Below are 21,354 nucleotides of genomic sequence, written 5' to 3' on the forward strand. Positions count from 1 at the left end.
CTGCATTTTAATTAATATCTATATATTAAATATCTGAAAAATTAACATAATAAAATACAAACATTTTGTTAATTTTTTATTATGGCGCTAACCTTTCTGTTAACCAGTTAAAATTTTCCTGTAGTTTATATCTTATCCTGTCGTGTAGCCTGTTTGGCCTTCCCTGCCAAAATTCAATTTCAACAGGCTTAACAATATAACCTCCCCAATGTTTAGGACGTGGAATTTCTCCTTCAGCGTATTCTTTTTCAAGATCATGTAGTTTTCCTTCCAGATAATCTCTTGAAGGTATCACTTCACTTTGCGGAGAAACTATAGCTCCCAGCCTGCTTCCTGCCGGGCGGCTCTCAAAATATCCATCAGAAAGGTTTTCAGCTACTTTTTCTGCCTTACCCTTAATAATTACCTGCCTTTCCATTTCCTGCCAGAAAAAGGACAGACAAACATTTGGATTGGCTTCTATCGCCCTTCCCTTTTCCGAATTGTAATTAGTATAAAAGATAAAACCCTCGTAGGTAAACTGCTTAAGTAACACTACTCTTGCTTTAGGAAAACCATCTTTACCTATGGTAGATACCGTCATGGCATTAACCTCTCCTGAACCATCAAACTCCTCTATCTCATGAAACCAGGTTTTAAAAAGAGTGATTGGGTCTTCAGGTAAATTCTGTTCAGTTAGTTCACTCTTTTCATAAGAGCGCCTATAGTTGCTTAAATCTTTCATATTAAAAGGGTATTACCGGCTAAGCAGCCTCCTCTAATTTAATTATTTTCTGATTATCGCTAATCTTATCTAGTGGCTAAAATTCAAATATTTTTCCGTCATCAGCCAAATGCACATTCTCAAAAACAGTTTGAGCCTGTTCCTTAAAAGGTTCTATAGAATCATATCGGGTAGAAAAATGCCCTAAAACCAATTGCTTAACATTGGCCTGCTTGGCTATAGTGGCTGCCTGTTTGGCTGTAGAGTGCATTGTTTTTTCACAAAGATGTTCTTCCGAATCAAGAAAAGTACTCTCATGATATAAAACATTAACATCTTTAATTATCGGGATTATATCTTCTTTATATATCGTGTCCGAACAAAATGCATAGCTCTGAGGAGCAGGCGGATCAAAGGTCATCAACGCATTTGGAATTACCCTTCCGTCATCAAGTGTAATATCACTACCGTTCTTTATTTTTTGATAATAACAGGTTTCTATACCGTATTCCTCTACCTTCCCAAGATTAAGCTTTCTTTCTCCAGGTTTTTCCTTAAAAAGATAACCATTAGTATAAACCCTGTGCTGTAACGGAATTGTACTCACAATCACCTTATCATCTTCATAAACAACCTGAGATTCTTTTCCTTCCAGTTCATGAAAGTACAAATCAAAACTTGTCCACGATGCTGTTAACTTCAATTGAATAAGAATTAGCTCCTTAACTCCTTTCGGGCCATGAATATGAAGATCTGTTTTTCTGTTAAGTAACGAAAAGGTGGAAATCAATCCTATTAATCCGTAAACGTGATCACCATGAAGATGGGATATAAATACGTGATTGATTTTTGAGAATCGAACCTTATTTTTTCTGAGCTGTACCTGAGTACCTTCACCACAATCAATCAAAAACATCCTGTTTTTAATTTCCAATACCTGTGATGTAGGATTAGTTAATGTTCTGGGAGTAGCAGCATAACAGCCTAATATGGTAAGATTCATTTGCCTAAATTTTTAAAGCAATTATTAAGGTACTATGATACAATAGCACCTAATTGCCAGCCTGTTGCCTGCAACAGATAATAAGTTAAAGAATTAAAAGCCCAGGTCTCTTTCAATCTCCTCCATTTCAATGATATCGTGAGCCTCAAGAACTGTTGGCACCACTATCATTTCATCCGGCACTTCATTAAAGTCAAAATCGTTTACAACAACTACAAACGATTTTTTTGATTTCCTGTGTTTGTTAGATAATGAAAGAAAAGACAGGATGTCTTTTAACTCGACATCAACATCCTGAGTAATATCAATAACGATATTATGTTTTTTGAATGTATTGTATTCGCCCTCTATCTTATCCCTGAAAGCTATAATATCGCCCTGGGTATCTTTTAGAGTAACGGTATGTCCTTTTTCTTCTACTTTCATTTTAATCAATTACTGATAGCTAATTTACAAACTGGTTAGAAAAAAAGCTACCTCTTATAATAATTTTAATATTTATTGCTTAATCTTTGAAGCTAACAGATAGATAACAGCCATCCTGACCGCTACCCCATTCTCAACCTGATTTAATATTACAGACTGCTGAGAATCTGCTACATCACTTGTAATCTCAACACCTCTGTTAATTGGCCCCGGGTGCATAATTACAATTTCCTTGTTTAGGGAATCAAGTAATTCTTTATCAACTCCGTATTGTTGTGTATATTCTCTGGTAGACGGGAAGTAATTTACATCAAGGCGTTCATTTTGAACTCTTAGCATATTAGCCACATCACACCATTCTAAAGCTTTGCGTAAGTTAGGCTCAACTTTAACCCCTAAAGAATCAATATATCTTGGTATAAGGGTTTTTGGTCCGCAAACCATAACTTCTGCACCCTGCATCTGTAATGCGAATATATTAGAAAGTGCTACTCTTGAGTGAAGTATATCTCCAACAATAACTACCTTCTTACCTCCTACTTCACCTAATCTTTCTCTTATAGTATAAGAATCCAGCAATCCCTGTGTAGGGTGTTCATGGGCTCCGTCTCCGGCATTAATAATACTTGCTCCAACATTTTGAGAAAGGAAGTGTGCAGCTCCCGGATTTGAGTGACGCATAACCACCATGTCCACTTTCATGGAAAGTATATTATTTACGGTATCTATAAGCGTTTCCCCTTTCTTTACAGATGACTGTGCAGCCGAAAAACTGATCACATCTGCCGAAAGTCTTTTTTGAGCAAGCTCAAAAGAAAGCTTAGTACGCGTACTGTTCTCAAAAAATATATTAGCTATTGTAATATCCCTTAGAGAAGGAACTTTTTTAATAGGTCGGTTAATTACTTCTTTAAAATGGTCGGCCGTTTCAAAAATAAGGTCAATATCAGCTTTGTTGATATATTTAATTCCTAATAAATGATTAACGCTTAATTCTTTCATTGCTGTTACTTGCTGTTACGCCTATATTAAATAAACACTATCCTCTCCTTCGTTTTGCTCCCAGGTTACTTTTACCTTTTCGTCATTTATGGCATCTACCTGCCTCCCCCTGTAATCAGGCTGAATAGGTAAATGACGGCTAAAACGCCTATCTATAAGTACAAGCAGTTCTATTTCTGACGGACGCCCGAAAGACTGTATTGCAGTTAGTGCCGCACGAATGCTTCTACCTGTATACAATACATCATCAATAAAAACTACCTTTTTATTTTCTACCAAAAAGTCTATTTGGGTTTTATTAGCCTCTAAAGGCTTATCAGACCTACGAAAATCGTCTCTGAAAAAAGTAATATCCAAAAACCCTAACGGGACGTTTTTTACATTGTATTCCTGCTCAAGCAGTTGTTTTATACGTTCTGCCAGATAACGGCCTCTGGGCTGTAATCCAATAAGTATCGTATCCGAAAAATCAAGATGTTTTTCAATTAACTGGCAGGCCAAACGATTAAGGATGATATTGACTTCTTTTGAAGTTAGCAATATTTTATGGCTCATAGTGCTGTGTTAAGTTTGGAGTGTAAAAGTAGTGAAAAAACAGAATTAGAAAAAATAACATATCATATTTAATCACCTATTTTCTTCAGGCAGGCTTAAGATTAATTTAATTTTAACTAAATACGGTTTTTAGTGCTTTAATTTTATATCGAACCTAAAAACAAGAGATATGAAAAAGAGAATGTTGAAATTAAGCTTTTTAGCTTTAATGTTAACCACACTTACCGGTTGTGAACTTGCAGGAGATATTTTTGAAGCCGGCATGGGAGTAGGTATTTTTATTGTAATTGTTGTTATAATACTTATAATATGGCTTATAAGTAAGTTTAGGAAATAAAAAAAAGCCCCGCATTTAGCAGGGCTTTTTTTTATTAGTCATCGTTCATGGAAAGAAGAAACTCTTCATTGTTTCTTGTTTTCTTGAATCGGTCGTTTATAAAGTCCATAGCTTCAACCGGGTTCATATCCGCAAGATATTTCCTCATGATCCACATACGCTGTATTGTTTTCTCATCAAGAAGAAGGTCATCCCTACGTGTACTTGAAGAAGTAAGGTCGATAGCCGGGAATATACGTCTGTTGGCAATCTTACGATCAAGCTGAAGCTCCATATTACCTGTACCTTTAAATTCTTCAAAGATAACTTCGTCCATTTTAGAACCGGTATCTGTAAGGGCTGTAGCAATAATACTTAAAGATCCTCCTCCTTCTATGTTACGTGCAGCACCAAAGAAACGTTTTGGTTTTTGAAGTGCATTTGCATCAACACCACCACTTAATACTTTACCTGAAGCAGGCTGAACTGTATTGTAAGCTCTTGCCAAACGGGTAATAGAGTCAAGAAGTATAACCACGTCGTGGCCACACTCTACAAGGCGCTTGGCTTTTTCAAGCACTATGTTTGCAACCTTTACGTGGCGTTCTGCAGGTTCATCAAAAGTTGAAGCAATAACTTCTCCTCTTACACTACGCTGCATATCAGTAACCTCTTCAGGTCTTTCATCAATAAGTAATACAATCAGGTAAACTTCAGGATGATTTGCTGCTATAGAGTTAGCAATATCCTTTAAAAGCATTGTTTTACCTGTTTTAGGCTGGGCAACGATCATACCACGCTGACCTTTACCTATAGGTGAAAACAAATCAATAATTCTTGTAGATATAGTACTTTGCTTATTAGCAAGATTAAACTTTTCTTCAGGGAAAAGTGGTGTAAGGTGCTCAAAAGAAACCCTGTCCCTTACAACCTGAGGATCGTGTCCGTTAATTTTTAATACCCTAACTAACGGGAAGTATTTCTCCCCTTCTTTAGGAGGGCGAACCACACCTTTTACAGTATCTCCTGTTTTTAGACCAAAAAGTCGTATTTGAGAGTTTGATAAATAAATATCATCCGGAGATGCCAGGTAATTATAGTCAGATGAACGTAAGAAACCATAGCCATCAGGCATCATTTCAAGAACACCTTCACTCTCAATAATTCCGTCGAACTCATAATCGGGTTCTCTGAAATTTTGCTTCTTCTTATAACTCGGATGATTTGGATTGTTTGCATTAGCACGTTCTATTTGCGCTAAACGCTCTTCTTCCGATATCTGAGCTTTTGTGGACTTACTTTCTGCAGGTTTTTGGTTTTTCTGCCTGTTATCCGGTATATTTTTCTTCCTGTTATCTTCTTTTGGCTGAACAGGTGCTTCTGTTTTTGCTTCAGCAGCCGGCTGCTGTGTAGTTTCAGGCTCTTTTACAGGGCGCTGAGGTTTAAAGTCAGCTTTTTTAGCCACTATATTTTTCTCTTTTGCATTTTCCTGTATAACCGGTTTTGTTTCGACAACCTTTTCAGCAGTAACTTTAGTCTCTTCCTGTTTAGGTTGTTCCTGTTTTACAGGAGCCTTTTTATTTACAGGGGCTTTATCATTAGCAATCCTTGCTCTTTTTGGCTTTTCTGCCTGTGGCGCAGCTGTTTCTTTTGCTGCTGCCGGTGCCGGTTCATCAAATAAAGGTTTTATTTGTGCCGGGTTTGCAGCCTGGTGGTCTAAAATCTGGTAAACAAGCTCGTCTTTTTTTAAGCCGCGGTATTTACTGATCTTAGCTTTTTTAGCAATTTCCTGAAGCTCGGGAAGCTTCATTTCTTTTAGTTCGGAAATATCAAACATGTATCAATGTTAAATTAAATTAATTGAGAGTGTATTCAAAATTTAAGTAAAAATAAAGTGAGGGTGTATTTTTTCTGAAATATAACGCCTCGGAGAATGAAGCGCTTACGGTTTTGTATTGCAATAATACGAATTTATTTTTACTATACAATAGCTATTTTTAAAAAAGAAACCATATTTTTGTGACCGAAAATAAGAAGTAATGTTACAGCGAATACAAACAGTATATCTATTTATAGCCTTTGTTGCTGCAGGTGTTTTACCTTTTGTTTTTCCTTTATGGGTTACGGCTGCCGGGGAAGAATATTTTTTTATGAAAAACCTGGCGTTTATTGCGCTGTTTGGCCTTAGTACGACACTTTCAATTATAAGTATCGTATCATTTAAGAAAAGAAAAAGCCAGTTTGTAATGGGCAGGCTTAATATAATATTAAATTTAATTTTATTAGGATTATTTATAATTCGGCTGCTAAACTTATCCGGAGAAACTAATAAGGATCTTATTGTTTCTGAGAAGGGTATTGGGATGATTCTTCCGATTATTTCTATCGTTTTTTTAAGCCTTGCCAATAAGGCAATCAAAAAGGACGAAGATCTCGTAAAATCAGTAGATCGATTAAGGTAAACCTTTTAACTTAGTTTATTAGTGCGTTAAAATCCCCGCTTTATAAAGCGGGGATTTTTAGTTTATACCATTCTCAGTAAACTAAATAAGGATCTAGTATAAAAAAATAAACCCCGCTTAGTTGCGGGGTTTATATATGATATAAAATATCTTATTATACGTGTAATGCTCTGTTATCAGTTGCAGCAAGTGCAGCCTCTTTTACAGCTTCAGCATAAGTAGGGTGAGCATGAGACATTCTTGAAATATCCTCTGCAGACGCTTTAAACTCCATAGCTGTAACAGCCTCAGCAATTAAATCGGCAACACGGGCACCAATCATGTGTACACCAAGAACTTCATCAGTTTTTGCATCAGCAAGGATTTTTACAAATCCGTCAGTATCCATACTTGCACGAGAACGACCTAATGCTTTGAAAGGGAAACTACCTGACTTGTACTCAACACCAGCCTCTTTTAATTGCTCTTCTGTTTTACCAACAGCAGCAACCTCAGGCCATGTATAAACTACACCAGGTATCAGGTTATAATCAATATGTGGTTTTTGTCCTGCAAGAGTCTCTGCTACAAATACACCTTCTTCCTCTGCTTTGTGAGCAAGCATAGCACCACGTACTACGTCACCAATAGCATAGATATTAGATACATTAGTTTGTAAATGATCGTTAACCTCTATCATTCCCCTGTCAGAAACTTTAATTCCTGCTTTATCAGCATTTAATCCGTCTGTAAAAGGACGACGACCTACAGAAACTAAAGAGTAATCACCATCAAGAGTAATCGTTTCTCCTTTAGCGTTTTCTGCCTGTACCTGTACTCCTTCTCCACTTCTCTCTACAGATTTCACTTTGTGAGAAGTATAGAATTTCATACCTTGTTTTTTAAGTACTTTAGTAAGTTCTTTTGATAAACCACCATCCATACCAGGAATAATTCTGTCCAGATACTCCACTACAGATACCTGAGCTCCAAGGCGAAGGTAAACCTGACCTAACTCAAGACCAATAACACCACCACCAATAACGATAAGGTGTTTAGGTACTTCTTTAAGTTTAAGTGCTTCTGTAGAAGTAATTATTCTTTCTTTGTCTATTTTGATAAAAGGCAATGAAGATGGTTTAGAACCTGTAGCTATAATAGTATTTTTAGCTTCGATAACCTCTTCAGAACCGTCATTTGTAGTCACTTTAATATGAGTGGCATCTTCAAATGAACCAACACCGGCAAAAACAGTTATCTTGTTTTTGTCCATAAGGTATTTAATTCCGCTAACGTTCTGATCTACAACTCCCTGTTTACGGGCAATCATTTGCTCAAAGTTAACTTTTATCTCTCCCGGAATATCAATACCATGCTCCTTAAAGTGAGATATAGCATCGTGATAATGGTGAGAAGAATCAAGTAGAGCTTTAGATGGAATACAACCTACGTTAAGGCAAGTACCGCCAAGTGTAGGGTATTTTTCTATGATTGCGGTATTAAAACCTAATTGAGCACAACGGATTGCAGCTACATATCCGCCGGGTCCAGAGCCTATAACGACTACGTCAAATGAACTCATAATATAACTTTTAGTGTGTTTTAATTTTGTAGGGCAAATTTAGTCAATATCATTTACATGATACCAAATAAAAAAGAGGAATTTGTATCCCTCTTTTAATAATTTGCTTAGTCGTTTCTTAAAATCCGTAATAACTATTCAGGAAAATATATCTGGCTCTGTCGGATAACGGCGCTGCTTTAGTAACAGTATCAATGGTAATAATATTCATATTTTCCCCTGCCTTACTAACAGGCCATTGTGGTAAACCATCTCCGTTAGGATTACCTGTTATAATAAAATTGGCTATATATTGTTCTGCAAGTTCAGAAACCTTATAATCTTCCTTACTCCATTTATAAGATTCATTCTTATCCAGATTCCCTAATAAGTACTCAATATCCGAAGCATGAGACGCCCCGGATAAAGCTGCGGGCATTGTATCTTTTTTCTGCTCTTCGCTTTTCTCCTTTAAACCGCCTGCCAGTCCTTCTGTAACGTCGCCTAATTCAGACCTTAAAGCAGGTCTTGGTTTGGCAAATTTATATACATAAGTTGGCTGACTTGTTGTGTTTTTATGCAGTTCAGCCCACTTCCATGTGCTAAAGACAATAAAATTATCGCTTGCTAATGCAGTAGCAGAGCTAATTACCTCTTCCTGAGTATTACCCGGATAAAGTTTTAATACCTCCTCTGCTTTATCTCCAAACATCTGTTCAACTTTAGTTTTATAATTTTCAGGACTTGGGTACTGTCCCTGCATAAAAGCCATATAAGGTATTTCAGTAGAGGTCCATCCTGCCAATAAAGGTATCTTAGCCTGCTCTCCGGCAGCATATATTTGAGAAGGTAGTTTAGGTAAAAAATAACCGTCTACAGTAGCCCTTGTATTGAAAGCTCCGGGTTTTGAAGCTTCATCTAATAATTTTTCCGCAGGAATTGCCCTTAAATCTGCCAGCGATTTTGCCTTTACACGCTGTGCAAATTCAACGCCGTGTTGCTCTGCCTCATTTAGCGGTATGGCATCAAGTGTAGGTTTTATCATAGCACCACTCTGCCCTATTGCACCTGCTATAAGATCTCTGGATAAAGGAGATGCCATTTGTGCCGATACAGATATAGACCCTGCTGATTCTCCAGCAATAGTAATCTTATCAGGATTACCGCCAAAAGCAGCAATGTTCTTTTTAACCCATACCAAAGCAGCCTGCTGATCAAGTAAACCGTAATTACCCGATGCTTTATCAGGCGCTTCTTTAGTTAACTCAGGATGAGAAAAGAACCCGAAAATTCCTAATCTATAATTTACGGTAACTGTTACAATTCCTTTTTCTGCAAGACTTTTGCCATCATAACGCCCTTCCGACCCGTCTCCGGCAATAAATCCTCCTCCATAAAAATAAACCAATACCGGTAGCTTTTTGTCCTTAGCATCAGCAGGTACCCAGACGTTCAGATAAAGACAATCTTCACTCATACCTGAGGATCTGAAACTCATATCTCCAAAAACCGGTTTTTGCATGGCATTGTCAGCAAATTTATCTGCCTTACGTATTCCGGGCCATTCAAGAGGAGCTTGTGGTGCTTTCCATCTCAGTTCACCTACAGGAGGTTGGGCAAATGGTATTCCTTTAAAACTATGTATTCCTCCAGGTAATAAAACTCCTTCCAAAACTCCCTGCTCTACCCTAACCTCAAGTTCATTTTGAGTACAGGAAGAAACAAGTATACTTCCAAAAAGTATAAAAAGGTATTTTCTCATAATAATGCGGTTGGTTTATGTAAATATATTATAAAGTTATCACATTTGTATTCTTCACTTCGCTAATCATAAAGGTACTGTGTGTACTGCCAATATGTTGCAAAGTAGTTAGTTTTGTCACCATAAACTCCCTATACTCATCCATATCTGCTACATATATTTTTAATATATAGTCATAATCCCCACTTACATGGTAACATTCCACTACTTCATCAAGCCTCACTACTTCCTGTTCAAAACGTGTAAGATAGTCTTTAGCATGCTGGGTTAATTTTAAATGACAAAAAACCACAAATCCCCTATTGACCTTCTTTTGATTAAGCAGGGCAACATATTTACTGATAACCCCTTCCCTTTCCAGTTTTTTTACCCGCTCATAAACAGCTGTTACCGAAAGGTTCAGTTTAAGTGATAACTCTTTGGTAGTACGTGTACTATCCTGCTGAAGCAGCATTAATATTTTCTTATCTGTTGCATCAAAGTTCATGTGAAAAATTTTCGGTTAAACTATTATTTATCTATGAGAAGTAAAAAAATAAACTAATAATATTCAAATTTATAGATTAATTGCCTAATTAAAAACCTTATTATTGATTTTTAGTTTACATTTTTGTCTCTTTGAAACAGTAATTTACTAAAAATTAAAACAAATCATCATGAAATTCAACCCGGCTGACAATATTCAGGATCTGCAATATTTTGGAGAGTTTGGAGGAGTAAACCCATCTATATCAGACTCATCCACTTACACATTCCTATCTGCAAAAACAATGTTTGATACATTTGAAGGTAATGCAGAAGGATGTTATTTATATTCACGCCACTCTTCTCCAAGTAACCTTTACTTAGGTCAGGCACTTGCTGCTATGGAAGGTACCGAAACTGCTAACGTTGCAGCTTCAGGAATGGGTGCAATTACGCCTGTATTGTTACAGCTTTGCGGAGCCGGAGATCATATCGTTTCCAGCCGTACTATATATGGAGGAACATATGCTTTCATGAAAAACTTTTTACCAAAGCTAAACATCAATACGTCTTTTGTAGACATTACCAAACTTGATGTAGTTGAGGCAGCTATTACACCTAACACTAAAGTTTTATATTGTGAGACCGTTAGTAACCCGCTTCTTGAGGTGGCTGACATTGAAAGCCTTGCTAAAATTGCAAAAAAACACAACCTTAAACTTGTTGTAGACAATACTTTCTCTCCTCTTTCTGTATCACCTGTTAAACTGGGTGCTGATGTAGTTATACACAGTCTTACTAAATTTATTAACGGAAGTAGTGATACTGTGGGTGGTGTTACATGTGGTACTCAGGAATTTATTGATGCCCTACGTAATGTAAACGACGGTGCAAGCATGCTTTTAGGCCCTACAATGGACAGCCTTAGAGCGGCAAGTGTACTTAAAAACTTAAGAACTTTACATATAAGAATGAAACAGCACAGCCATAATGCTATGTATCTGGCTGAATGTTTTGAAAAAGACGGATTAAAAGTTGTTTACCCTGGTTTAGAAAGTCATCCAAGCCACAAACTTTACAAAGGCATGATTAACCCTGAGTATGGTTTTGGAGGTATGATGACAGTGGATGTTGGTACTCTTGATAAGGCTAACGAACTTATGGAGCTTATGCAGCACAGAAATCTTGGATACCTTGCTGTAAGCTTAGGTTTCTACAAAACATTATTTAGTGCTCCGGGAACTTCCACTTCAAGTGAAATACCAATGGACGAGCAAAAAGAAATGGGATTAACTGATGGTCTTATCCGTTTTTCAATAGGACTTGATAACGATATTGAAAGAACTTATAATATGATGAAGAGCTGTATGCAGGAGCTTGGAGTATTATAATTATTCAAACAAACATAAACAACTGAAAACCGTTTCTTAGGAAACGGTTTTTTTATTTTATTCAAAAAACGTTATTAATTCTACCTCTTTTGTAACTATTCAGCAGTAAATACTACTAATTACCATTATTATATTTCAGCAAAAGTTAGAGTTTAACTAAATTCGCCATAAATTATAAAAACATGAAAAAACTTTTATTGCTGTTCCTCTTATCGGGAATGGTTGCGACTGCACAACAAAACCTTACCATAGAGCAGGCTACTTACGGGCAATACCAAGCCTATGCCCCTAAAAGCCTTACAGCGCCTCAATGGAGAAAAGATTCTAAAACAATTACCTATCTTGACAATACCTACTCTAAATTAATGTCAAGAAGTGAAGATTCTAAATGGGAAGAAAAAACATTCCTTACAAAGCAAGACCTAACTTCAGCACTTAAAAGTAAATACCCTTCAGAGTTTTTCAATTTCCAGATATTCCCTTACCAATACAAATGGGAAGACAAAAACACTATTGCTTTTAAAGCAGCAGGATCTAACGGAAACTATCTTGTTCTTTTTGATGTAGAGAAAAAAGAAGTAAAGCATGCAATAGCAATCGCAGCAGATGCCAGCCAACAGGTAATGGCTCCAAATGGTACCGCAGTAGCCTGGCTTAAAGAAAACAATATCGTAATAACTACTGAAAACGGACAAAACACTAATGTTACCAACGATACTGATAAAGGTATTGTAAACGGAAGTGATTATGTTCACCGTCAGGAATTTGGTATAAATAAAGGTATGTGGTGGTCTCCGGACAGTAAAATGCTTTTATACTACCGTAAAGACGAAACTATGGTTGCTGATTATCCTCTAGTGGATTTCGGTCAGCGTATCGCTACAGAAAAAGATATTAAATACCCTATGGCGGGTATGAAAAGTGAAGAAGTTACTCTGGTTGTTTACAACGTAGCCAGTAACGCTAAAACAACTTTAAAAACAGAAGGCCCTAAAGAACAGTTCTTAACTTGTGTTACATGGAGTCCAGATAACAAATATATTTATGTAGGTGTACTTAACCGCGAGCAAAACCATCTAAAGCTTAATAAGTATGAAGCTACGACCGGTAATTTTGTAAAAACCCTTTTTGAAGAGCAGTCTTCAACTTATGTTGAACCTTTACACGAACTTACTTTTGTTCCTAACAGCAATACAGAGTTTTTATACAGAACAGAGAAAGACGGATATGAGCAATTGTATCTATACAATACTGATGGTAAACTACTTAAAAACTTAGGTTATAACGATGTTGTAGTTACAGAGTTATTAGATTTTGATACTAAAGGTAAATCGGTATCTTATGTAGGTACTGCAAATAATGGACTGGACAGACATTTATACCAGGTAAACCTTAAGTCTGGTAAAACAACACAAATCACTACAGGCTCGGGAACACACTCTGTAATGGTTAGTAGCGACGGTGCTTTAGCTTTAGACAGCTTTAGTAATACCACTACCCCTAATGATGTAAGCATTATAAATACAGCTAACAAAAAAACCACTTCTTTATTTAAAGCTAATAATCCTTACACAGGTGTAACTGAGTTACCTAAAATGGAATTGGTAACAATTACTGCTGCCGATGGAAAAACTCCGCTAAACGGCAGACTAATTTACCCTAGTAACTTTGATGCTAACAAACAATATCCGGTAATGGTATATGTTTATGGAGGTCCTCATGCCCAATTAGTTAATAACGACTGGTTAGGAGGCGCATCTTTATTTGATTACTATATGGCACAACAAGGCTATGTAGTATTTACACTTGATAACAGAGGTAGTGATGCCCGTGGTCGTGACTTTGAACATGTTATACACAGAAACTTAGGTCAAAACGAAATGGCTGACCAAATGAAGGGAATAGAATTCCTGAAATCTAAGTCTTTTGTAAATCAGGATAAGATAGGAGTTTATGGCTGGAGTTTTGGTGGTTTTATGGCAAGTTCATTAATGCTTAACCATTCTGATACTTTTAAGGTTGGTATTGCCGGAGGCCCGGTATGCGACTGGAAATATTATGAGGTTATGTATGGCGAGCGTTATATGGATATGCCTCAGGAAAATCCTGAAGGTTATGAGAAAGCCTGCATAGTTAATAAAGCAAACCAATTAAAAGGAAGGCTTTTAATGATACATGGTGCTCAGGACAATGTAGTTGTTCAACAACATAGTATGGAGTTCATAAACGCTTGTATTGCTGCCGGCAAACAGGTTGATTACTTCCTTTACCCTACTCACGAGCATAATGTTCGCGGAAAAGACAGAATTCACCTAAACCACAAAATAGCTGATTATTTTGAAACACATTTAAAATAAAAATTAAGGAGTCCAAATGGGCTCCTTTTTTTATTCCCTTATACTAAACAAAATAAAATGTCGTTATTTTATTAATACATTTAAATAAAATGTATATTTACAATATGTATAGTAAAGAACTAACAAAAGGAACATTACAGCCCATTATCCTGAAATTGTTGAACGACAAAGGAAAAATGTATGGTTATGAAATTACCCAAACGGTAAAGGACATAACAAAGGGAAAAATAGATATATCTGAAGGTGCCCTCTACCCAATATTGCACAGACTGGAAGCAGAAGGCATACTGAATACCGAAAAAGTATATATAGGAAAAAGGGTTAGAAAATACTACCAGGTTACGGATGACGGTAAAAAAGCTGCTGAAAAAGTTACGGTTGAGCTTACTAATTTTATTGAAACTCTTTCTATAATTTTTAAACAAAAAGAACTGGCAAAATGAGATTAACAGAACAGGAAATAGATTTTATTTCAGATAATCTGAAGCTTTACGGGTTGACATCTGAAGAACTTCATAACGATGTATTAGATCACATCTGTACTTATATTGAAAACAGGGAATTTGACGATTTTGATACGGCGCATAAAAAAGCAATTAAAAATTTTGGCGGATACAGTGAAATAAGAGCTTTACAAAGAAATGCTTATTTAGAAACAATGTTTAGGAAAAACATGAAACGAGAAAAAGCTGTAGCAATATCCGGTTTTACAAGCAGTTCTTTAATTTGTATAGGCATGCTGTTTAAATTTATGCATTGGCCATTTGCAAGTATATCATTAGCAATAGGCTTTTTACTTTTAATTACTACTTTTCTTCCCTTATATTTTTATCATAGATATAAACTTGCTTATATAAGAAACTCATAAAACAATAATAATCAATAATTATAAGGCTAATAGCCTTATTTTTTAACTCATATACATTTTATAAAAATGCATTTAAATAAACATTATTAACTATAAAAACTTTAAATTATGAAAAAGTTATTTTATGTAGCTGGCTTCTTAGCTTTCTTTTTGATTGGAAATGGTATCCTTTTTAAAATTATGCACTGGCCTTCAGCAAGCATGCAGCTATGCATGGGTATTTTACTTTTAAATTTAGGATACCTGCCTGCTTATTTCTATAATAAGTACAAGGCTAACACTTAGAATCACAAATCATATTCATAAGCTAAGCCTATTAAATCTTTAACCGATTTAAGGTTTAGCTTTTTGAGTATGTTTTTCCTGTGAGTTTCAACAGTGTACTGACTAATATTAAGTTCGTCGGCCATATCTTTAGAGGTATAGCCTTTTTTTATCAGCTTAATAATATCCCTTTCCCTTTTACTAATTAAATGGAAATTAGGTAACGAGCTGTTCTCTTCTTTACACTCTTCTGCTATTGGTCTTAAATAAACAGGACTTCCTTCAAGAATATCATGTATAGTCTTTTTCATCATTGAGGCATCAGTAGTTTTGGGTATATAACCGTCAGCCCCATTGTTTTTGGCTTCATTTATAATAGTGTTCGATTCAAACATCGATATCAATATTACTTTTATATCTGTATAATTAGATTTTATCTTTTTGCATAATTCTAAACCATCAATACCTGCCATTTGAATATCCAGCATAACAAGATTTGGTTTTTTACTGTTTAAATGATGTAAGAGTTCATTGCCATTACTATAAATACCCTGAAGACTAAAATCAGGCTCATCCATAAGTATACGCTCAAGACCTTCTGCAAAAAGTCTGTGATCATCAACAATTACTATATTATATGTTGTTTCCATATTAGTAAGGTATAGTTATAATTACAGTAGTCCCGGAATGATTGCTTGATAAATGTACTTCACCGTTCCATCTGTTAGTTCGCGAATAAATATTCTCCAAACCCATTCCTTTCCCTTTCTTTTCTTTTAGGTCAAACCCAATACCATTATCTTCTACAATAAGCTGTACCTCCCTTTTCTCTATTAATAACTGTATCGTGGCTTCAGTTGCTTCAGAATGCTTTATAACATTAGAGAGTAACTCAACCGCAATACGCGAAAGTGGCTGTGTAAGATAATCAGGTAGAGTCAACTCATCCCCTACGGTAATGAAGCTTAGGTCCACATTACCTATACGGTTCAATTCGGCTATTTTTGTCCTGATTATTTCTACTATATTTTCATTTTTACCTTGTTCTAATGATAGTTTCGAAAAAAAGTGTCTCACATCAGTATTCGCTTTATTTATCATATTAACAAGGGTTTTATCATCATCATAACTATTGGTTATAATAAGTTTAATTGCGCTTATGGTGGTACCTAAATCATCATGCAGGTCACGCGCAATCTGTTGCCGTTCCTGTTCCTGTATTTCAACTTCTCTTTGTAAAGCCCTTTCTTCCTGAATAGCTTTTTCTTTAATAAGTTTATAATTATCTGTAATGGTCTTACGGTATCTCCAGGTAACCACACCTCCTAAAATCAAGAGTTCTGCACATACAATCCAATAAAAATAGTTCGGATAGGTTATTCTGTAATAATTAAACATTCCTGAATAGTTTATAAAGTATCCTGCAGGATTTAAATAAAGTAATATAAGCCCTAAGAGTATACCCGTTATAAGTTGCTTTCGGCTATTCATAAGTGTTACAACCATAGCAAAAGTATTTACAACTACTATAAAAGCTAAAGCAACACTTATTTTCCATATCAACGAATATAAAAACTGTCCAAAATGAAGCTTTTCCATAAACACAAAATAGAGTATGGCTATTATTATTCCGTATAATAAAATCCCCCTATTTATTTTTCTAAATAAAATTACCGGTTTAGATCTGTATTTTTTAATATTGAGTATATATGCCAATATTTCGAAATGCACTGCCAAGGATATTATAATTAACGGTAGAGAATGCAGTCTGTTAAAAAAATAAAACAAGCTGTCTACATCAATTACAGTAACCATTATTTCCTGAAGTAGCATAACACTAACTATTAAAAATAGATATAACCCATACTGAAAAAAAACAGTTTCCCTTAATATGCCTGCGATTACTAAGCTGATTACACCTATAAACAAAAAACATCCGAGAAAGAAGCCTATATTCCAGTAAAAATTCTTTTCCCATAAAAGATTATTATCCGGTGTTGTAAAGTCGGTTATGGCATTTTGCAAATGTCTCGGATTTACTATTTTAATAAGGATATCTTTTTCTTCTCCATATTTCATCTCAAAATCCTTTGCTAAAAACCTAACCGGTAATTTTCTGTCTTTCTTCAATACAGCTTTTGCAATAGTATCTGTAACAATCCAACCTTCCGGTTTTTTTTCATAAACGAACATATAATCTGCCTGACTATACACACTCCACCAATAATGATGGAACTCATCAGACATGTTTTTAACTCTTAAATGTAACCACAAAGGATATGGATTTTGTCCTAAATTAAGGGTGGTATTTATCTTCCAGTGTTCAAAACTTCCTTCGTTTAAAGCCTTAACTGCATTATTTAGAGAACCCTTTAGCTCTTTGTCAACCCAAAATGTAGTATACTTAGATAAATGTTCGCTGTTAGGTCCGTTAATATAAAAAACATCTTCGTAGCCTGTAGATTGCTGTGCAATTAGAGGCATACAATTACTAAACAGTAAAAACACAAAAAGTTTAAACAAAAATGCTCTAATCATGAGTACATTCAATTAACCATGCTATACTACAAGATAGTAATTAATATAAAACTAAACCATTGTGTTTTATAAGCTTACTAACAAATATAACACCATATTAAATGTACTCCAATACCTAGTTATTGGTATAATTTTTATGTATTAGGAAGTATTTAAATAGATTTTAAGGCATCAATAAGTAAATCGATATCTTCTTTGGTATTGTAATGACTAAAGGAAATCCTTAAAGAAGGTTTCTTGATATCTTCTTCTGACAGCATTTCCTGTAATACATGTGAGGGCCTTATACTACCACTCTGACAGGCACTGCCTCTTGATACGGCAATTCCCTTCATATCAAGATTAAAAAGTATCATAGAGGTTTTATCGTCTGCTAGCGGTAATAATACATTGGTTATATTATAAAAAAGATCTGCACCCTCTCCGTTAATTCGATAACCCGGTATTTCTGCATCAAGTTTTTCTATAAAATATTGTTTTAGTGAAAATATATAGTTTCTTTCTTCTTCAAGATTGTCATAAGACAATTTAAGTGCCTTTGCCATTCCTGCTATCTGATGTATTGCCTCTGTACCTGCTCTCATCCCTTTTTCCTGCTCGCCTCCGTAAATCATGGCATGAAGCGGAGTATTTTTTCTTACAAAAGCAAATCCTACCCCTTTAGGTCCATGAAACTTATGGGCACTGGCAGCCATAAAGTCTATCGGAAGGTTTTGCAAATCAAATTCGGTCTTCCCTATTGATTGCACAGTATCCGAATGAAACCATGCTCCATACTGTTTACACAAAGTTCCTATAGTTTGCAAGTCGGCTATTACCCCTGTTTCATTATTAACATGTATCAGGCTAACTAAAGTTGGCATGTTTTCAGCAAGCAACTCTTCCAGATGATTTAAATTAAACGATCCGTCAGGGTTAAGGTTAACAAACTTTGCTTCAATACCATACTCCGTCACTAAAACCTCAACAGTATGTAAAACGGCATGATGCTCTGTTCTTGCAGTAATTACACGTTTAACCTTTAAATCTTTTACAGCACTCCTTAATATCCAGTTATCGGCTTCTGTGCCTCCGGAGGTAAAAATTATCTCCCTAGCTTCTGCCTTAAGAAGTGAAGCAATAGTTTTTCGTGCTGTTTCAATTAAAACTTTTGCAGCACGTCCATAGCTATGGGTTGATGAGGGGTTACCGAAATTTTCTGTCATAACAGCAGTCATTTCCTGTATTACTTCAGGACGCATTGCCGTTGTAGAGGCATTATCAAGATATGCTTTTTTCATAGCAGCAAAATTACTTAAAATGTATAAAAAATCGTTCCTGTATTCTATACATCCTTAAAAACGTTTTACTAACTCGCTAAAAACATTATTTTTGTTGAAAAATACATTTATGAAAAAGCTACTGGCTATTTTAAGCGTAATATTATTTATCAGTTGTGATGACGGCGATATGACGTTTAAAAATTTTGATTTTGGTAATGCAACCTTACAGTATTGTTCGTTAAACGACCTACTATATAAATATAACGGTACCGAAATGCTTATACTGGATATTCCCTCTTCATATTTTACTAATGTAGAAGGTGATGAAACAGTAGTAATAGGCAATAACAATAAGGTTATTTACCGTAACTATAATAATACGGCAAACTCATCAGTTATATGCAGTGACATCCCTCCATCATCCCCTATTGTGATTGAAGAATGGAACGCTTCTGCAGGAGGAACATTAAGAATTCAAACCGAAAAGCTTGAAAATAACAGCTATCAGCACGTTATTACTATAATCTATCTTGAATTTGTTAACGGTGGTCAAAGTACAGTTATAGAAAACCAAAGTTTTGGTACTTACACTACTCAACAAAGCTATCAGTTTGAATTTATTGTAGACAGCAATGATAATGAAATTGATGTACTGCACTGCGATGGCGATGCCGGTTTGATATTTAAATATAATGCTTACTACGAAGCCCTTAAACTGGACTTGACACCGGAAGCAAAAAACACCCTTTTTGTAGACGAGGTAACTCCGGGAGATGAATACAGGGTATATGAGTTTGATGAAAACAACAGAATTATTTTTGACATCTACTCCGGTAGCCTTTCATCAGATGTAATTTGCAGTAATGTACCTCCTGTTAATCCGGTTACTCTTGAAAGATGGAATGGTGACGGAGGGGAAATAAGGGTAAGGACCACTATTAGTGAAATTGATGGCTCTTATGAACATCATATAGCTTTAGTTGGAATAACATTTATAAACTCAGGTAATACAGAAGAAACATTTGAGATTCAGGACTATTATCCGGAAGACGAAACAGAATATCCTTTTGGGATTTATCCGTAATAAAAAAGGCAGCTTAACGCTGCCTTTTTTATTACCTGTTAGGATTCTGTTTTATGTATACCTCGGTAGCACCCAGACCGTATTTTTGATAATTGGCATCACCAAAAACAATATTATCATACCTGCCCAATAAAAAATCGAGCTCGGCTTTTAAAATACCCTCACCTACACCGTGAATAAAAACTACTTTAGGCATCCTGTTTTTAATAGCAAAATCCAGCTGTCTTTTTGCTGTTTCGGTTTGTAAGGTAAGAATATCATAATTAGACATTCCTTTTTTATTAGGAACCAGTTTTTCTATATGAAGATCTACCTCTAAAACAAACTCGTCTTTTTTAGAGCGTCTCTCTTTAACGAAGCTTCTCTTTTTAGGTTCTTCCTTGTCTCTTAATACAGACGAAAGGCTTTGAGAAGAAAATAAAGATTTCAACTCTCCTCCTCCGCTTATTTTAACGAGTTCGTGTTCTTCAAAATCAAGATCAAAACCTTCACGGGTTTCTATAACAATTTTACCGTTTTTAAATCCTTTCACCTTTCCGCTAAAAGAATCATCCAAAACAGTTACCTCATCACCTATCTCAAACTTCTTCATCGTTCTTATCTTCATTTTCGGCATTTTTGCTTGGCACCTTAGCCATAAGCCTCATTAATCCTACTACAAAAAATACAAAGGCCAAAACCATTATTATTTGGTTAGGGTGTTCTTTAGACTGCTCAAACAAGGCAAGGAATGCTGCTGCAAAAATCAATATTATATATACGGTTTTCATCAAAATCAAATTAAAGCATCAAATTTACTATATCTTTTTAAATAAAAAATCCCGCTTTAAGCGGGATTTTATTATAAACTATATTTAATATATTACATTGAAGCTGCTGCCAGTCCTCCAACAATAGCGATAATAAAAGCAAGCGCATAGAAAGAAAGCATGATTATAGCTAAAATACCCACAAATTTATAGTGAGACTTTAAACTCTCGAAAGAAGAGGTAAGCATAGCGCTATCGTTATTAGCAAATGCTTTTTTAACTCTTGAACCAAATCTGTAAAGATATAATACAGGAAAGAAATAAAGAAGGGCCATCAACAAATAGATTACCCCTACCAGAGCACCACCAAGCCCTCCCATAGGACTAGCAGCTCCCATAGCACTACTAAAAGCATTACCCATAGCCATTACACCAAAAGCTACAATCACTATAAGTCCTAAACCTACAAACCCAAGTATACCTAAAAAGTTTGCCCATTTACCGGCTTCACGTAAAAAATCTTTAGATTCATTTGTTAATTGTAATTCAAATGACTCAAATGCGGAATTGTTTTCCATAGAAAAATATTTAATTAATAATTGGTTAT

The 21,354-nt window shown here is 35.4% G+C and carries 23 protein-coding genes; 8 read left to right on the top strand and 15 right to left on the bottom strand.

What is annotated here, in order from left to right; all coding sequences use genetic code 11:
• Positions 1 to 79 precede the first annotated feature (79 nt).
• From pdxH to pyrR, 5 genes are all read right to left on the bottom strand, one after another.
• Positions 80 to 724, bottom strand: coding sequence for a pyridoxamine 5'-phosphate oxidase (gene pdxH, locus FUA48_RS14345; protein WP_147584166.1), 645 nt, complete (start codon positions 722 to 724; stop codon positions 80 to 82).
• A 76-nt stretch (positions 725 to 800) separates the two neighbouring features.
• Positions 801 to 1,706 (bottom strand): ribonuclease Z, encoded by a 906-nt coding sequence (locus tag FUA48_RS14350; RefSeq protein WP_147584167.1) that lies wholly within the window; start codon positions 1,704 to 1,706, stop codon positions 801 to 803.
• Positions 1,707 to 1,799: 93 nt separating this feature from the next.
• Complete coding sequence (locus FUA48_RS14355; protein WP_147584168.1) at positions 1,800 to 2,132, bottom strand: ribonuclease Z; 333 nt, start codon at positions 2,130 to 2,132, stop codon at positions 1,800 to 1,802.
• A gap of 72 nt (positions 2,133 to 2,204) precedes the next feature.
• Entirely contained in the window at positions 2,205 to 3,134 is a 930-nt protein-coding gene (locus FUA48_RS14360; RefSeq protein ID WP_129749737.1) for an aspartate carbamoyltransferase catalytic subunit, read from the bottom strand.
• Between the two features lie 21 nt (positions 3,135 to 3,155).
• Positions 3,156 to 3,689 (bottom strand): bifunctional pyr operon transcriptional regulator/uracil phosphoribosyltransferase PyrR, encoded by a 534-nt coding sequence (gene pyrR / locus FUA48_RS14365; protein ID WP_147584169.1) that lies wholly within the window; start codon positions 3,687 to 3,689, stop codon positions 3,156 to 3,158.
• 169 nt (positions 3,690 to 3,858) lie between these two features.
• Here pyrR and FUA48_RS18415 point away from each other — a divergent pair, with 169 nt between their 5' ends.
• Positions 3,859 to 4,026: a hypothetical protein gene (locus tag FUA48_RS18415; protein WP_168196993.1), complete on the top strand. Its 168-nt coding sequence runs from the start codon at positions 3,859 to 3,861 to the stop codon at positions 4,024 to 4,026.
• Positions 4,027 to 4,060: 34 nt separating this feature from the next.
• Here FUA48_RS18415 and rho read toward each other — a convergent pair whose 3' ends face one another.
• Positions 4,061 to 5,842, bottom strand: coding sequence for a transcription termination factor Rho (gene rho / locus FUA48_RS14370; protein WP_147584170.1), 1,782 nt, complete (start codon positions 5,840 to 5,842; stop codon positions 4,061 to 4,063).
• Positions 5,843 to 6,044: 202 nt separating this feature from the next.
• On the opposite strand from rho, the gene FUA48_RS14375 reads away from it, so the two are divergent.
• Positions 6,045 to 6,467: a DUF4293 domain-containing protein gene (locus FUA48_RS14375; protein WP_129749734.1), complete on the top strand. Its 423-nt coding sequence runs from the start codon at positions 6,045 to 6,047 to the stop codon at positions 6,465 to 6,467.
• Between the two features lie 154 nt (positions 6,468 to 6,621).
• Here FUA48_RS14375 and lpdA read toward each other — a convergent pair whose 3' ends face one another.
• The 3 genes from lpdA to FUA48_RS14390 all read right to left on the bottom strand — a co-directional run bounded on the left by lpdA (position 6,622) and on the right by FUA48_RS14390 (position 10,256).
• The gene (gene lpdA / locus FUA48_RS14380) at positions 6,622 to 8,028 is read right to left on the bottom strand and encodes a dihydrolipoyl dehydrogenase (protein ID WP_147584171.1); all 1,407 of its coding nucleotides are present in this window, start codon (positions 8,026 to 8,028) and stop codon (positions 6,622 to 6,624) included.
• A 118-nt stretch (positions 8,029 to 8,146) separates the two neighbouring features.
• Entirely contained in the window at positions 8,147 to 9,769 is a 1,623-nt protein-coding gene (locus FUA48_RS14385) for a carboxylesterase/lipase family protein (RefSeq protein WP_147584172.1), read from the bottom strand.
• 28 nt (positions 9,770 to 9,797) lie between these two features.
• Positions 9,798 to 10,256: an Lrp/AsnC family transcriptional regulator gene (locus FUA48_RS14390; protein WP_147584173.1), complete on the bottom strand. Its 459-nt coding sequence runs from the start codon at positions 10,254 to 10,256 to the stop codon at positions 9,798 to 9,800.
• Positions 10,257 to 10,425: 169 nt separating this feature from the next.
• Here FUA48_RS14390 and FUA48_RS14395 point away from each other — a divergent pair, with 169 nt between their 5' ends.
• From FUA48_RS14395 to FUA48_RS18420, 5 genes are all read left to right on the top strand, one after another.
• Positions 10,426 to 11,625: an aminotransferase class I/II-fold pyridoxal phosphate-dependent enzyme gene (locus FUA48_RS14395; RefSeq protein WP_147584174.1), complete on the top strand. Its 1,200-nt coding sequence runs from the start codon at positions 10,426 to 10,428 to the stop codon at positions 11,623 to 11,625.
• 182 nt (positions 11,626 to 11,807) lie between these two features.
• A complete protein-coding gene (locus FUA48_RS14400) occupies positions 11,808 to 13,982 on the top strand; it encodes a S9 family peptidase (RefSeq protein WP_147584175.1) in 2,175 nt (724 codons plus the stop codon).
• Positions 13,983 to 14,086: 104 nt separating this feature from the next.
• On the top strand, positions 14,087 to 14,425 hold the full coding sequence (locus FUA48_RS14405; RefSeq protein WP_147584176.1) for a PadR family transcriptional regulator: 339 nt from the start codon (positions 14,087 to 14,089) through the stop codon (positions 14,423 to 14,425).
• The gene (locus tag FUA48_RS18560; RefSeq protein WP_240732473.1) at positions 14,422 to 14,850 is read left to right on the top strand and encodes a hypothetical protein; all 429 of its coding nucleotides are present in this window, start codon (positions 14,422 to 14,424) and stop codon (positions 14,848 to 14,850) included. Before FUA48_RS14405 ends, FUA48_RS18560 begins: the two co-directional genes overlap by 4 nt.
• Positions 14,851 to 14,958: 108 nt before the next feature.
• Positions 14,959 to 15,135: a hypothetical protein gene (locus FUA48_RS18420; protein ID WP_168196994.1), complete on the top strand. Its 177-nt coding sequence runs from the start codon at positions 14,959 to 14,961 to the stop codon at positions 15,133 to 15,135.
• Between the two features lie 2 nt (positions 15,136 to 15,137).
• On the opposite strand, the gene FUA48_RS14415 is transcribed toward FUA48_RS18420, so the two are convergent.
• From FUA48_RS14415 to FUA48_RS14425, 3 genes are all read right to left on the bottom strand, one after another.
• Positions 15,138 to 15,764, bottom strand: coding sequence for a response regulator transcription factor (locus FUA48_RS14415; RefSeq protein WP_147584177.1), 627 nt, complete (start codon positions 15,762 to 15,764; stop codon positions 15,138 to 15,140).
• A 1-nt stretch (position 15,765) separates the two neighbouring features.
• On the bottom strand, positions 15,766 to 17,652 hold the full coding sequence (locus tag FUA48_RS14420; RefSeq protein ID WP_147584178.1) for a sensor histidine kinase: 1,887 nt from the start codon (positions 17,650 to 17,652) through the stop codon (positions 15,766 to 15,768).
• A 152-nt stretch (positions 17,653 to 17,804) separates the two neighbouring features.
• Positions 17,805 to 18,932 carry a cysteine desulfurase family protein gene (locus FUA48_RS14425; protein WP_147584179.1) on the bottom strand — a complete coding sequence of 376 codons (1,128 nt, stop codon included), beginning with the start codon at positions 18,930 to 18,932 and terminating at the stop codon, positions 17,805 to 17,807.
• 109 nt (positions 18,933 to 19,041) lie between these two features.
• On the opposite strand from FUA48_RS14425, the gene FUA48_RS14430 reads away from it, so the two are divergent.
• Positions 19,042 to 19,998, top strand: a complete 957-nt coding sequence (locus FUA48_RS14430; RefSeq protein WP_147584180.1) for a hypothetical protein — start codon at positions 19,042 to 19,044, stop codon at positions 19,996 to 19,998.
• A 31-nt stretch (positions 19,999 to 20,029) separates the two neighbouring features.
• On the opposite strand, the gene FUA48_RS14435 is transcribed toward FUA48_RS14430, so the two are convergent.
• From FUA48_RS14435 to FUA48_RS14445, 3 genes are all read right to left on the bottom strand, one after another.
• Positions 20,030 to 20,605 (bottom strand): Smr/MutS family protein, encoded by a 576-nt coding sequence (locus FUA48_RS14435; RefSeq protein ID WP_240732475.1) that lies wholly within the window; start codon positions 20,603 to 20,605, stop codon positions 20,030 to 20,032.
• Positions 20,577 to 20,768 (bottom strand): hypothetical protein, encoded by a 192-nt coding sequence (locus FUA48_RS14440; RefSeq protein ID WP_129749725.1) that lies wholly within the window; start codon positions 20,766 to 20,768, stop codon positions 20,577 to 20,579. The genes FUA48_RS14435 and FUA48_RS14440 overlap by 29 nt, the downstream gene beginning before the upstream one ends.
• Positions 20,769 to 20,860: 92 nt before the next feature.
• On the bottom strand, positions 20,861 to 21,325 hold the full coding sequence (locus tag FUA48_RS14445; RefSeq protein WP_147584181.1) for a DUF5362 family protein: 465 nt from the start codon (positions 21,323 to 21,325) through the stop codon (positions 20,861 to 20,863).
• Between the last annotated feature and the right edge of the window lie 29 nt (positions 21,326 to 21,354).

Origin of the sequence: Flavobacterium alkalisoli, from assembly GCF_008000935.1 — a bacterium.
GTDB lineage: Bacteria > Bacteroidota > Bacteroidia > Flavobacteriales > Flavobacteriaceae > Flavobacterium > Flavobacterium alkalisoli.